Source organism: Streptomyces sp. NBC_01294, assembly GCF_035917235.1.
Taxonomy (GTDB): Bacteria; Actinomycetota; Actinomycetes; order Streptomycetales; family Streptomycetaceae; genus Streptomyces; species Streptomyces caledonius.
In genome coordinates this window covers 2,090,697-2,104,050 of record NZ_CP108423.1, presented here as the reverse complement: position 1 = coordinate 2,104,050, position 13,354 = coordinate 2,090,697, and the positions used below count along the sequence as shown (strand labels likewise).

The 13,354-nt window shown below is 73.7% G+C and carries 9 protein-coding genes; 7 read left to right on the top strand and 2 right to left on the bottom strand.

What is annotated here, in order from left to right; all coding sequences use genetic code 11:
* Positions 1-52 precede the first annotated feature (52 nt).
* Complete coding sequence (locus tag OG534_RS09290; RefSeq protein ID WP_326587615.1) at positions 53-2,212, bottom strand: RecQ family ATP-dependent DNA helicase; 2,160 nt, start codon at positions 2,210-2,212, stop codon at positions 53-55.
* 122 nt (positions 2,213-2,334) lie between these two features.
* Here OG534_RS09290 and OG534_RS09285 point away from each other — a divergent pair, with 122 nt between their 5' ends.
* The 7 genes from OG534_RS09285 to OG534_RS09255 all read left to right on the top strand — a co-directional run bounded on the left by OG534_RS09285 (position 2,335) and on the right by OG534_RS09255 (position 12,751).
* A complete protein-coding gene (locus tag OG534_RS09285) occupies positions 2,335-3,600 on the top strand; it encodes a DUF4192 domain-containing protein (RefSeq protein WP_326587614.1) in 1,266 nt (421 codons plus the stop codon).
* Between the two features lie 206 nt (positions 3,601-3,806).
* A complete protein-coding gene (locus OG534_RS09280; RefSeq protein ID WP_326587613.1) occupies positions 3,807-5,795 on the top strand; it encodes a glycogen debranching N-terminal domain-containing protein in 1,989 nt (662 codons plus the stop codon).
* A gap of 120 nt (positions 5,796-5,915) precedes the next feature.
* Positions 5,916-6,662, top strand: coding sequence for an NUDIX hydrolase (locus OG534_RS09275; RefSeq protein WP_326587612.1), 747 nt, complete (start codon positions 5,916-5,918; stop codon positions 6,660-6,662).
* A gap of 202 nt (positions 6,663-6,864) precedes the next feature.
* A complete protein-coding gene (locus OG534_RS09270; protein WP_326587611.1) occupies positions 6,865-8,658 on the top strand; it encodes an ABC transporter ATP-binding protein in 1,794 nt (597 codons plus the stop codon).
* Positions 8,659-8,795: 137 nt separating this feature from the next.
* A complete protein-coding gene (locus OG534_RS09265) occupies positions 8,796-9,737 on the top strand; it encodes a FadR/GntR family transcriptional regulator (RefSeq protein WP_326587610.1) in 942 nt (313 codons plus the stop codon).
* 376 nt (positions 9,738-10,113) lie between these two features.
* Positions 10,114-11,694, top strand: a complete 1,581-nt coding sequence (locus tag OG534_RS09260) for an RNA polymerase sigma factor (RefSeq protein ID WP_326587609.1) — start codon at positions 10,114-10,116, stop codon at positions 11,692-11,694.
* Between the two features lie 130 nt (positions 11,695-11,824).
* On the top strand, positions 11,825-12,751 hold the full coding sequence (locus OG534_RS09255) for a serine protease (RefSeq protein WP_326587608.1): 927 nt from the start codon (positions 11,825-11,827) through the stop codon (positions 12,749-12,751).
* A gap of 194 nt (positions 12,752-12,945) precedes the next feature.
* On the opposite strand, the gene OG534_RS09250 is transcribed toward OG534_RS09255, so the two are convergent.
* On the bottom strand, positions 12,946-13,182 hold the full coding sequence (locus tag OG534_RS09250) for a DUF7455 domain-containing protein (RefSeq protein ID WP_326587607.1): 237 nt from the start codon (positions 13,180-13,182) through the stop codon (positions 12,946-12,948).
* Between the last annotated feature and the right edge of the window lie 172 nt (positions 13,183-13,354).

Here is a 13,354-nt window from a genome sequence, read left to right as displayed (position 1 = left end):
CCGGTATGCCGTTCATATCCTTGCCCCGCCACGCCGAGGATGACGCATTCGGCTAGCCCTGGAGCGCCAACACCAGTGGGAACACCCCCTTCGCACCCGCGCGCCGCAGCAGTCGGGCGGCCACGGCGAGGGTCCACCCGCTCTCCGCGCGGTCGTCCACGAGGAGCACCGGGCCCGCAGCCTCCGCCAGTGTCTCGGCCAGCGCCGGGGGCACGGTCAGGGACTGGTGGAGCCCGCGGACGCGCTGGGCGCTGTTCGAGGCCGCCGAACCGAACTCCGGGGCCTGGTCGGTGTACGCGACCGTGCCGAGCAGGGGCATCCGCCCGACCTCCGCGATCCGCGCGGCCAGCGAACCGACCAGCTGGGGGCGGCTGCGCGAGGGCAGCGCGACCACGCCCACCGGCCGGGCCGGGGCGTCCGGCGCCCCCGAGGCCCAGCCGCCGGGGCCTCGGGCCCAGTCGGCGAGCACCGCGACCACGGCCTGCACGACGTCGTCCGGAACCGGCTGGTCCGGAGCCTGCGGGGCGAGCATCGGGCGCAGCCGGTTGCCCCAGCCGATGTCGGACAGGCGACCCAGCGCCCGGCCCGTCGAAGCCTGATCTCCGGCGGGGATGCGCCCCTTGAGGTCGACGCCGACCGCCACGAGCCCGGTCGGCCACATCTTGCGCGGCTCCAGTTCCACGCCCGGGCGGCCGAGTTCGCCGCGCGCAGTGTCCAGTGCGGTGGTGGAGACCTCCGCGGTGAACCGGGCTCCGGCGCAGTTGTCGCAGCGGCCGCAGGGCGCGGCCTCCTCGTCGTCGAGCTGGCGGCGCAGGAACTCCATGCGGCATTCGGTGGCCGACGCGTAGTCACGCATGGCCTGCTGTTCCGTAGCCCGCTGGCGAGCCACCCAGGCGTAGCGCTCGGCGTCGTAGGCCCACGGCTCGCCCGTCGAGGTCCAGCCGCCCTTGACGCGGTGCACGGCGCCGTCGACGTCGAGGACCTTGAGCATGGTCTCCAGCCGGGTGCGGCGCAGATCGACCAGCGGTTCCAGGGCGGGCAGCGACATCGGCCGGCCCGCCTGGGCCAGGACATCGAGGGTTCGGCGCACCTGCTCCTCGGGCGGGAAGGCCACCGAGGCGAAGTACTGCCAGATCGCCTCGTCCTCCCGGCCGGGGAGGAGCAGGACCTCCGCGTGCTCCACTCCACGGCCGGCGCGGCCGACCTGCTGGTAGTAGGCGATGGGGGAGGAGGGCGAGCCCAGGTGCACCACGAATCCCAGGTCGGGCTTGTCGAAGCCCATCCCGAGGGCTGAGGTGGCCACCAGCGCCTTGACCCGGTTCGCCTGGAGGTCGTCCTCGGCCTGCTGCCGGTCGGCGTTCTCCGTCTTGCCGGTGTACGAGGTCACCGTGTGGCCGCGGTGGCGCAGATAGGCGGTGACCTCCTCGGCCGCCGCCACGGTCAGCGTGTAGATGATCCCGGAGCCCGGCAGCTCCCCGAGGTGGTCGGCGAGCCAGGCCAGCCGGTGCGCCGCGTCGGGCAGGGTCAGCACCGCCAGGCTCAGGCTCTCGCGGTCCAGGGGGCCACGCAGCACCAGCGCGTCCGTGCCGGCTCCGGTGCCCAGCTGTTCGGCGACGTCGGCGGTCACGCGGGCGTTGGCCGTGGCGGTCGTGGCGAGGACGGGCACGCCCGGCGGCAGGTCGGCCAGCATGGTGCGCAGCCGGCGGTAGTCGGGGCGGAAGTCGTGTCCCCAGTCGGAGATGCAGTGGGCCTCGTCCACCACGAGCAGGCCGGTGGCGGCGGAGAGCTTGGGGAGGACCTGGTCGCGGAAGTCGGGGTTGTTCAGCCGCTCGGGGCTCACCAGCAGGACGTCCACCTCGCCCGCCGCGACCTCGGCCTGGATCCCCTCCCACTCCTCGGGGTTGGCGGAGTTGATGGTGCGGGCGCGGATTCCGGCCCGGGCCGCGGCTTCGACCTGGTTGCGCATCAGCGCGAGGAGCGGGGAGACGATCACGGTGGGGCCTGCGCCGCTCGCCCGCAGCAGCGAGGTGGCGACGAAGTACACCGCGGACTTGCCCCAGCCCGTGCGCTGCACCACGAGGGCCCGTCGCTTGTGTGCGACGAGGGCCTCGATCGCCCGCCACTGGTCCTCGCGCAGCCGGGCGGTGCCCGTGGGGTCGCCCACGAGCCGGGCTAGTACGGAGTCGGCCGAGGACCTCAGGTCTGCGTTCATGCCCCCATGCAACCCGATGCCTCGGACATCGCGCCAATGCGGCTCCGGCCCTGTGGAAATTCAAGCATCAACAGTTATCCACAGGGCTTTCCGGATCGGATCATGCACGGGACCTTCGTGGCATGACGAACAACCACGCATCACGCAACCCGTCCGACCGGCCCTCCATCAGCCCGGCCGGAGCCGGCACCGGACCCCAGATCACCCTGCGCAGCCCGGCCGAACTGGCCGACGCGCTGCCCTACATGCTCGGATTCCACCCGACCGACTCCCTCGTCATGGTCGCCGTGCACGGCGAGGGCGGCCGCTTCGGCGGCCGGCTCCGCGTCGGCATTCCCGGCACGCCCGCGGAATGGGAGGACACCGCCCGACAGGTCGCCGACTGCCTGATCCGGGGCAGCGAACGGCGCGGCGACAAGCCGGACGGCATCGTCGTCTACCTCTGCCAGGAACCGCTCGGAGAGGAGAGCGGCCAGCGGGTGATGACCCGGCTGCGGCCGCTCGCCCAGCGGATCCGGCTGGCCTGCGGCGCCCTGGACGTGCCGGTGCTGGAGGCGCTGTGCCTCTCTGCGGGACGGTTCTGGTCCTACGTCTGCCCCGACGAGCGGTGCTGCCCGGCGGAGGGCAGTCGGCTGGCCGCTGTCGGCACCTCGGTGATGGCCGCGGCGGCGACCTTCGCAGGGCTCCAGGTCCGGGGCTCGCTCCGGGAGATCGAGGGCAGGCTGGCACCACTGCGCGGGGCCGTGGCCGAGGAGGCGGAACGGGCCCTGGACCGGGCGGCCGCCGCCCTGATGCCCAGGATCCTCGACGGGGCGACGCGGGAGGAGGTCGGCGCCGAGACCATCGGCCTGGCGCAGGCACTGATGCGGCGCCTGACGCTGGCGCCGCCCGTCGAGGGCGGTTCCGACGCCGACGACTGGGACGACGCACTGCTCGGCCACGACGAGGCCGCCTCGCTGATCCTCGGCCTGCAGGACCGCGAGATCCGGGACGTCGCGGCCGAGTGGATGGAGGACGAGGAGGCGGCCCCCGCCCTGCGGCTGTGGCGGGCCCTCGCCCGGCGCTGCGTCGGGGCCTACGGCGAGCACGCCGCGGCCCCGCTCACCCTCGCCGGCTGGGTTTCCTGGTCCACCGGGGACGAGCCGACGGCCCGGATCGCGTTCGGCCTGGCCCTGCGCGCCGACGCCGAATACCGCTTCGCCCAGCTGCTCCACCACGCGTGCAACGAGGGCATCGACCCCGAGGGGCTGCGGGAGTGCCTGCGGGAGGAGCGGCGCCGCCGGGAGCCCCGGCGGGGGCGCTCCTCGGCCACCACGCGTCCTCCCGGCCGACGCGGTCGGACGGCGCCCCGCCGCGGGTCCCGCCGCACCGCGGGGAGCGAACAGTGAACGCGCGCCGGCCCTTGCACGGTGGTCCGGTACGGCTTCTCCGGACCGCCCTGGGCCTGGCATCGCGGCGCACGCTCCGCCCCGGGTGCGCCCGGTCGGCGGCGGGGGCCGTGACCCCGGCAGGGGTGGGGGCGTTCAGCTGGGGGGTGGTGCGGGCCCGGCCACGCCGCCCAGGTGAACCGACCGGAGCGCAGACAAGGCGACACATGTCTCACCCCGCACCTCCCCACCCGCCCGGCGTGCCCGCCGCCCGCCGGCCCGAACTGCCGCCCGTGCACGGCGCCGTCATCTGCGTCGCCGCACCCTGTCTGGTCATCTCGCCGGAGCACGGCCAGCTGACCGGACGGGGGATCGACGGGATCTACCGCTCCGGGCGGCGACTGCTCTCCCGCTGCGTGCTGCGCGTCGGCGGCCGGGACCCGGTCGCCGTCCAGGGACGCAGCCTCGGCGCCGACCGGGCCGCATTCACCGCGACCGTGCGCACCGGTGCCGAGCCCGGCCCCGACCCGGACATCGGTGTGGAACGGGTCCGGCACGCGGACGGCACCGAGCGGATCACCCTGCGCAGTTTCACGACCCGGCCGGTACGGCTCCCCGTGGAGGTCCTGCTCGGCACCGATCTGGCGGAGCTCGCCGCAGTCGCCGCCGGCCGGTCCGGGCCGGAGCTGCCCGCCGGGGTACACGCCGCCGGGCTGCGCTGGAGCACCGGCGAGGCGCAGGCGGTCACCGCCGCCGAGCCGCCGCCGGACGACGCGCTGGCCTCGGCGGGGCTGCTGCGCTGGCAGCTCGAGCTGGGCCCCGGTGAGTCCCGCACCATCGAGCTCCGGACCACACAGGACCGGGTGTCGCGGGCGCCCGCCGGACAAGTGGCGAACCCGCTGGCCGATGCCCGGGCCGAAGGGGACGACCCGAGGGTCGAGGCGTGGTTCCGGACCAGCGTCGAGGACCTGGGCGCGCTGCTCCTGAGGGACCCCGAGGAGCCGGGCGACGCCTTCGCGGCCGCGGGGGTGCCGTGGCGGCTGGGCCTGGCCCCGGCGGAGTCGCTCTGGGCCGCCAGGATGGCGCTGCCGCTCGGCACCGGTCTCGCCGCGGCCACCCTGCGCGTCCTCGCCCGGACACAGACCGACGGACACGGTCCCGACGCCGGGAAGATCCCCGGGCCGATGCGCGGAGCGGGCCCGCAACTCCCGCCGGCGTGCACCGGAACGGAGGCCACCCTGGCCTTCCCCGTGGTGCTCGCCGAAGCCCGGCTCTGGGGCATGCCGGAAGAGGAGGTGGCCCGACTGCTCCCGGCCGCCGAGCGGTGCCTCGACTGGCTGCGCGGCGCTCTGGGCGAGGACGGTTTCCTGGCCGATCCCGACCCGGGACCGCGGCGCTGCGAGACCCAGGCCCACGCACACCGGGCCGCCGTGCTCGGCGCCGACCTCCTCGCCGGATGCGGGAGGCCCGGCGCCGAGGAGTGGCGGGAGCGGGCGGACGCGTTGCGCGAGCGGTTCCGGGCCGGCTTCTGGATCGACGGCCCCGACGGCGGCCGGCCCGCTTCGGCCCTGCATCCCGACGGACGGCCGCTGCCGCGGCTGACGGGAGCCGCGGCCCACCTGCTCGACACCGGACTGCTCGGCGGTGGTCGGCTCGCGCCCGGACTCCTCGACCGGACCCGCGCCGAGCAGCTGGCACGGCTGCTCGGAGCCCCCGCCATGGATTCCGGATGGGGGCTGCGGAGCATGGCCGTCAAGGAGCCGGGGCACAACCCGTTCGGCCACCGCTCCGGCGCGGTGCGGGCGTACGAGAGCGCCGTGGCCGTGGCCGGCCTGGCCCAGGCGGGCTTCGACAAGGAGGCCGCGGGCCTGCTCAGAGGCCTGCTGGACGCGGCGGAGACCTTCGGGTACCGGCTGCCGGAGATGTTCGCGGCCGAACAGCGCACCGCGGGCAGCGCCCCCGTCCCGCACCCGGCGGCCTGCCGCCCCGCCGCGGTGGCCGCGGCGGCCGGGATCCACGCGCTGACCGCCCTCGCCGGAATCCGGCCCGACGCGCCCTTGGGCACGGTCGCCCTCGCACCCCTCCCCGGCGCCCCCCTCGGCGCGCTCCGGCTCTCGGGCCTGCGGGTGTCGGGGGAGCCCTTCGCCGTACGGATCAGCAGGCTCGGCCTCGGCATGGTGGAGGAGGCAGCCGATGTGCTCCAGCTGGGAGGCTGAGGGCCGCCCTGCCGATCAGGCGGGGCAGCCCGACCGGCAAGAGGGACCCAGCCGCCGGAACAGTGCCTTCAAGGTCACCAAAGCGCTGTTTATCGTCAGGCAGACGACTATGATCGCGGCATGTCGCCCTACGACCCGTCGGCCTATCCGCCCTTTGCCGTCACCGTCGACCTGGTCGTGCTCACCGTGCGGCGCCACGCGCTCTGCGCGCTGGTCGTCCGGCGGGGTGAGCAGCCGTTCCAGGGGCGCTGGGCGCTGCCCGGCGGATTCGTCCGCGGGGACGAAGACCTGGCGGCTGCCGCCGCCAGGGAGCTCTCCGAGGAGACCGGCCTCTGCGCGCACGACCCCGCACTGCCCGGCGCGGGCAACGGGGCGCACCTCGAACAGCTGGCCACCTACGGTGATCCGAAGCGTGATCCGCGGATGCGTGTCGTCAGCGTGGCGCACCTGGTGCTGGCTCCGGACCTGCCGGCGCCCCGGGCCGGGGGCGATGCCAACAGCGCGCGCTGGGCCCCGGTCGACGAGGTGCTGGCCGCCACCGGCGAGGCCTCCACGGGGCTCGCCTTCGACCACGCCACGATCCTCGCCGACGGTGTGGAGCGGGCCCGATCGAAGATCGAGTACTCCTCGCTGGCCACCGCCTTCTGCCCGCCCGAGTTCACCGTCGGCGAGCTGCGCCGGGTCTACGAGGCCGTCTGGGGCGTTGCCCTCGACCCGCGCAACTTCCACCGCAAGGTCACCGGTACCCCTGGATTCCTGGTGCCGGCCGGAGGGACGACGACCCGTCAGGGCGGACGCCCGGCCCAGTTGTTCCGCGCGGGCGGTGCCACCCTGCTCAACCCGCCGATGCTGCGCCCGGAAGTCTGACACCGGGACTGCCGCGAGCGCGGCGGCGCGGGCCGGGGCAGTGGGCCGGGCGCCGGGCCCGAGCCCGCCATCCGTGCCGGGTGCGGCGGCAGTATCGGCATCCCATCGGACCGGTTGCGCCTTAAATCGGACATATCGCGTTATCTTGCTTGCGGTATTCACCCTGCCGCAGAGCGGTCTCACCCCCCCCGCGAGAGAAGCGATGCTCCAGGCCATCGGACTCACTAGCAACCACCGCCCCAACACCCCGCCCCGCGTGGACGACCTCACCTTCGAGGCCCGCCCGGGACACGTGACCGCCCTGCTCGGCGAGCCGGGATCGGGCAAGACCACCGCGCTGCGGCTCATGCTCGAACTCGAACCGGGCCGCGGCGTCACCTACTTCCGCGGCCGCCCGCTGCACCGGATCCCCCACCCCGGCCGTGAGGTCGGCGTGCTGCTCGGCGACGTGCCCGGCAACCCGGCGCGGACCGTCCGCAACCAGCTGCGGATGCTGTGCGCCGCCGCCGGGGTGCCGGCCTCCCGGGCCGACATCATGCTCGAGGTCGTCGGCATCGGGGGCCTTCGGGACCAGCGGCTCGGCTCCCTGTCGCTCGGCATGGAGCGCCGGGTCGCGCTGGCCTCGGCGCTGCTCGCCGATCCGTGCACCCTGCTCCTGGACGAGCCCGGTGCCGGGCTGTCCCCCCGCGAACGCGGCTGGCTGCACGGGCTGCTGCGCGGTCACGCCTCCCTCGGCGGAGCGGTGCTCTTCACCACCGACGACGCCAAGGAGGCCGCCCGCAGCGCCGACCGGGTCGTCAGCATCGAGGCGGGCCGGCTCGTCGCCGACCAGGACGCCGCCGAGTTCGCCCGGACCCGGCTGCGCCCGCGGGTCGCCGTGCGCACCCCGCACGCGGCCCGGCTGGCCGACGTACTGGGCCGGGAGGCCCGGGCGGCCCAGCGCTCGGTGGAGATCGTCGAGGAGAGCGGCAGTCGCCTGTCGGTGTACGGAAGCAACTGCGCCGAGGTCGGCGAGGCGGCGTTCCGGCACGGCGTGCTGGTCCACCAGCTCGCCGACGAGACCGGCGACGCCGGCACGCCGACGGCGCCGGTACCGCACGCCCGCACCGCCGCCCGAAACCCCGCGGAGGCCGCGGAGGCCTCCACCGGGGCCTCCGACGGGCCCTCCGGCGGCCGGCCCCGCGATGCCCGCTCCCGGCGGCCGGCCTCGGCCGTGCGCCGTGTGGGCGGGCCGCTGCGGCCGCTGCGCTACGAGTCGCTCCGGGTCTTCGGCACCGCGACCCCCGTCCTCACCGCCGCCCTCGTCGTCGCCGTGTCCGTCCTCACCGCCCTGGTGCTGGCCCGGCTCGGACAGACCCCGCAGAACCGGCTGCTCGCCGCCTGGCCCGAGCTGCTGCCGCTGCCGCCCGCCGCCCTGGGGGCGGGACTGCTCGGCGCGCTGGCCTTCGGCGAGGAGTACCGCTACCCCGCACTCGCCGCCGACCGCGGCACCGTGCCCCGCCGACTGGGGCTGCTCATCGCCAAGCTCGGCATGAGCGCCGCGCTGGCCCTGCTGCTCGGCGCCCTGGTCGCGGCGGCCGACGCCGCGGCCCTGGCACTGGTCTTCGACAGCGGACCGCTGCGCACGCCGAAGGAGTGGCTCTCCCCGGCCGCGAGTTGGGCCGGGCTGCTGATCGGCTGCGCCTGGGCCGGCGTACTGGCCTCCGGTGTCTTCCGGTCCGCCACCGCGGGTCTGGCCGCGGTGCTCGCCGTACCGGTGGTGGTCGTACCGCTGGTGCGCCGGGCGCTGGAGGGCTCGTCCGCGTACCCGGTGACCGGACTCGGGCCCCGGCTGCGGGGCCTGACCTGGGTGCAGTGGCCGCCGGAGGCGGACCGCCTGCTCGTGGGGGCCCTACGGGTGATGACCCAACCCGTCGGGACCGCACTGGTGTTGTCGCTGATGGTCCTGTTGTGCGCCTATGGGTTCACCGGACTGCGCAGCCGGGTCCGTTGGTGATCGTTCCGGTGCGGGAGAAGTCACGGACGGGACCGTTGCCGTCCGTGTCGCGTCAAGCGGACCGCAACTCCCCGCAAAAGGCCCGGTTCTTTACGATAAGTCGTCAATTGCGTAGGTGGCACCGATCACCCTTTCGTGTGCTTTTCACCAAAGACCTCAAGGGTCATGGAGGCAAGGCCGACAAAGGATTCGTGAGTACCCTTGCGCACACCATGATGACCGCCGCCCGCCACGCCGACTCCGGCCTCGCCGGCCCGGGCGAACTCGACCGCTACCCCTACGCGGAGGCCCCCGGGTCCGACCGCGTCGGAGCGCCCCACTGGGACGGCGCCGACGTCGAGTTGAGCCGCGTGGGCCGCCGCGCCGCAGGCAGTCGCGGCCGCGGCCTGCACGGCCAACTCGTCCAGCAACTCGGCCAGATGATCGTCTCCGGCGACCTCGGCGCGGACCGCCCGCTGGTCCCCGAGGAGATCGGCCAGCGCTTCGAGGTCTCCCGCACGGTCGTCCGCGAATCGCTGCGGGTCCTGGAGGCCAAGGGCCTCGTCAGCGCCCGCCCCAACGTCGGCACCCGGGTCCGTCCGGTCGCCGACTGGAACCTGCTCGACCCCGACATCATCGAGTGGCGCGCCTTCGGCCCGCAGCGCGACGACCAGCGCCGCGAGCTGGGTGAGCTCCGCTGGACCATCGAACCGCTCGCCGCCCGCCTCGCCGCCGGCCACGGCCGTCCGGACATCCAGCAGCGCCTCGCCGACATGGTCGAGATCATGGGCCACGCCCTCGGCCAGGGCGACTCGATCACCTTCGCGCGCGCCGACAACGAGTTCCACGCGCTGCTCATCCAGGTCGCCGGCAACCGCATGCTGGAGCACCTCTCCGGCATCGTCTCCGCCGCGCTCCAGGTCTCCGGCAGCCCGATCACCGCCTGCGACCGTCCGAGCGAGACCTGCGTCGCCCACCACGCCCGGATGGTCGAGGCCCTTGCCGCAGGCGACGCGATCGGCGCCGAGAATGCCATGCGCCAGCTCCTGACGGTTCATCCGGAGGTCGAGCGCGTGGTTCCCGCCCCGCGCGAGCACTGACGGGCGGACGCGTCGCGGGGGCGCGGGGGTGTACGAGGTGTCGCCGGGCCCGGTCGGGTCCGGCGACACCCGTGTGGGGCGCCGTTCTGCAGGGGTTTCGGCCTCGCCGGAACGGCCGGTACGACCCTATGACCGGCATTCGTGCATACGGGGTGTGACTCGGGCCACGAAGATTGGGCGTAACGCTCCGCGAGGTTTCGCGATGACCTAAGAGGTGATGGCCGACGGAGGGAAGACAGCAGCCCTTGGGGGTGCTGTGCAGCTCCCCGGCCCCTGCCCGCGCCGCCGGCCCAACCCCGGTCGGTGGTCGTCGGCTCCGGTCCAGCACCACCAGGCCGGGGTCGGAAGCCGTTTCCATCGTTCCGAGAGGTTGTTCGTGTCGGCCAGCACATCCCGTACGCTCCCGTCGGAGATCGCCGATTCCGAGTCTGTGATGGCGCTCATCGAGCGGGGCAAGGCCGAGGGGCAGATCGCCGGCGATGACGTGCGTCGGGCCTTCGAGGCTGACCAGATTCCTGCGACCCAGTGGAAGAATGTTCTGCGCAGCCTCAACCAGATCCTCGAGGAAGAGGGTGTGACGCTGATGGTCAGTGCCGCGGAGTCGCCCAAGCGCACCACCCGCAAGAGCGTCGCAGCGAAGAGCCCGGCCAAGCGGACGGCCACCAAGACCGTCGCGGCCAAGACGACGGCAGCGCAGCCCGCAGCCACCTCGGCCACCGTGGTCCCGGCAGGCGAGACGACGGACCCGGAGACCGCGGACGCCCTCGCGCAGGAGCCCGGAACGGAGCCCGCCGCCAAGAAGACGGCGGCGAAGAAGACGGCGGCGAAGAAGGCCGCACCCGCCAAGAAGACCGCCGCCAAGAAGACGGCGGCGAAGAAGACCGCCTCCAAGAAGGACTCCGACGCCGGCGACGAGGAGACCCGGGACGAGGGTCCCGACGCCGCCAAGGCCGAGGCCGACGAAGAGGAGGAGGGCGGCGAGAACAAGGGCTTCGTCATCTCCGACGACGAGGACGACGCCCCCGCCCAGCAGGTCGTGGTCGCCGGCGCCACCGCCGACCCGGTCAAGGACTACCTCAAGCAGATCGGCAAGGTCCCCCTCCTCAACGCCGAGCAGGAGGTGGAGCTCGCCAAGCGCATCGAGGCGGGCCTGTTCGCCGAGGACAAGCTGGCGAACTCCGACAAGCTGGCGCCCAAGCTCAAGCGCGAGCTGGAGATCATCGCCGAGGACGGCCGCCGGGCGAAGAACCACCTGCTGGAAGCCAACCTCCGCCTCGTGGTCTCCCTCGCCAAGCGCTACACCGGCCGCGGCATGCTCTTCCTGGACCTGATCCAGGAGGGCAACCTGGGTCTCATCCGCGCGGTCGAGAAGTTCGACTACACCAAGGGCTACAAGTTCTCGACCTACGCCACGTGGTGGATCCGGCAGGCGATCACGCGCGCCATGGCCGACCAGGCCCGCACCATCCGCATCCCGGTGCACATGGTCGAGGTCATCAACAAGCTCGCCCGCGTGCAGCGCCAGATGCTCCAGGACCTGGGCCGCGAGCCCACCCCGGAGGAGCTGGCCAAGGAACTCGACATGACCCCCGAGAAGGTCATCGAGGTCCAGAAGTACGGCCGCGAGCCGATCTCCCTGCACACGCCGCTCGGCGAGGACGGCGACAGCGAGTTCGGTGACCTGATCGAGGACTCCGAGGCCGTCGTTCCGGCCGACGCCGTCAGCTTCACGCTCCTGCAGGAGCAGCTGCACTCGGTGCTCGACACCCTGAGCGAGCGCGAGGCCGGCGTGGTCTCGATGCGCTTCGGCCTCACGGACGGCCAGCCCAAGACGCTCGACGAGATCGGCAAGGTCTACGGGGTCACGCGCGAGCGGATCCGCCAGATCGAGTCGAAGACGATGTCGAAGCTGCGCCACCCGTCCCGGTCCCAGGTGCTGCGCGACTACCTGGACTGACCGGGCAGGGTCTCGACGGCGACGCAAAGGTCACGACGGCGAGGGCGGCAGCGGTGGCCGCGCGGGTGCGCGCGGCCACCGGGCATCCCACTCTGGGTGGAGTCATGCACACTCGGAGTCAGGAGGCCTCATGCGTCGTCCCTTTGCCCGTGCTCTGGCGGGCGCGCTGACCCTGGCGGCGGGAGCGGCCGCGGCGCCGCTCGCCCAGATGCCGCAGGCGGCCGCGGACAGCGTGGTGATCGGTGGCAAGCCGGTGAGGGTGGCCGACAGCCCCTGGGTGGTAGCCCTGGCCAGCCGTGACCGATTCGGGGGTACGCGGGGCGGACAGTTCTGCGGGGGCGTCATCGTGGCCCCGACCAAGGTGTTGACCGCGGCGCACTGCCTGGGCCACCAGGTATTGGGCGGCCCGGTCGAATCCGTGCCCGACTTCCGGGTGATCGCCGGCCGTACGGAGCTCCGGGCGACCGACGGCCGGGAGATCGCGGTGAGCGGGGCCCGGGTGAACCCGGACTACGACCCGGCGAGCAACGCGGGGGACCTGGCCGTACTGGAACTGACCGAGTCCGTTCCGGCGCACTACGTGCTCCCCATGGCCGAGGCGGGGCATTCCGCCTACGCCGCGGGGACCGAGGCAGCCGTGTACGGCTGGGGCGACACGAGCGGTTTTGGTGACTACGCGTATGCGCTGCGTGCCGCGCCGGTGACCGTCTTCGCGGACGAGGTCTGCGGGAGCGCCTACCCCGGGGACGCGGACGGGCAGTACCGCGCCGAATCCATGGTGTGCGCCGGGGACAGCGGAGGCGGCAAGGACGCCTGCCAGGGTGACAGCGGCGGGCCGCTGGTCGCGCAGGGCCGGCTCATCGGGCTGGTCTCGTGGGGGCGGGGCTGTGGGCGCGCCGACAGTCCGGGGGTGTACACGCGCATCGCCCCGCTGGCCGGCTTCGTGACGGCCCCGGAGAGCGGCGCGCAGCCCGGCGGGGTCCAGGACGGCGCAGGACAGGCCCGGAGGGGCTCCGGGCCTGGCGCAGGGCCCGTGCAGGGGTATCGCATGGGCTAGCGAGTGTCCGGCCTCGGCGGCGGACGCTCGCGGACGCCGTCCGGGCGCCCTCCGAGAGGTCCGTACGGCCGTCCGTCCCCGAGGACGGGCGGGCGCAGGACGTGAGGACGGGCGGCACCCCTGGGTCTCAGGGGTGCCGCCCGTCGACCGGCCTGGCCGGTCCTGGCTCGTCGGATGCGAGGTGCAGGCCTGTGTCAGCGGTCCTCGGGTTCGGCGGCATTCGCAGCCGGAGCGGGCGTAAGCCGCTCGGTCTCATCCTGTATTTCCGCGGCGATCTTCTTGAGTTCCGGCTCGAACTTGCGACCGTGGTGGGCGCAGAAGAGCAGTTCACCGCCGCTCAGCAGGACGACGCGCAGATATGCCTGGGCGCCGCAACGGTCGCATCGGTCAGCGGCCGTCAGCGGGGTCGCGGGTGTCAGAACAGTAGTCACGTCGCCTCTTCTCTAGCTCGACGAGCTGTCGTACCAGGGTCAACATCCAACCAGGCCGAAAACGTTCCCGCTCGCGGCTTTTCCTCGAAACTTCCTTCCGAAGCTGGCCGGCTGTTGCCGGTTGGCGGCGAAGGAGCCGTATTGCGTTGCTTTACGGTTTCGCGTTGTCAGT

Bases quoted from the DNA above. Each gene is read 5' to 3' on its own strand.
- OG534_RS09290 (WP_326587615.1), bottom strand. From the start codon at position 2,212: ATGAACGCAGACCTGAGGTCCTCGGCCGACTCCGTACTAGCCCGGCTC.
- OG534_RS09285 (WP_326587614.1), top strand. From the start codon at position 2,335: ATGACGAACAACCACGCATCACGCAACCCGTCCGACCGGCCCTCCATC.
- OG534_RS09280 (WP_326587613.1), top strand. From the start codon at position 3,807: ATGTCTCACCCCGCACCTCCCCACCCGCCCGGCGTGCCCGCCGCCCGC.
- OG534_RS09275 (WP_326587612.1), top strand. From the start codon at position 5,916: ATGTCGCCCTACGACCCGTCGGCCTATCCGCCCTTTGCCGTCACCGTC.
- OG534_RS09270 (WP_326587611.1), top strand. From the start codon at position 6,865: ATGCTCCAGGCCATCGGACTCACTAGCAACCACCGCCCCAACACCCCG.
- OG534_RS09255 (WP_326587608.1), top strand. From the start codon at position 11,825: ATGCGTCGTCCCTTTGCCCGTGCTCTGGCGGGCGCGCTGACCCTGGCG.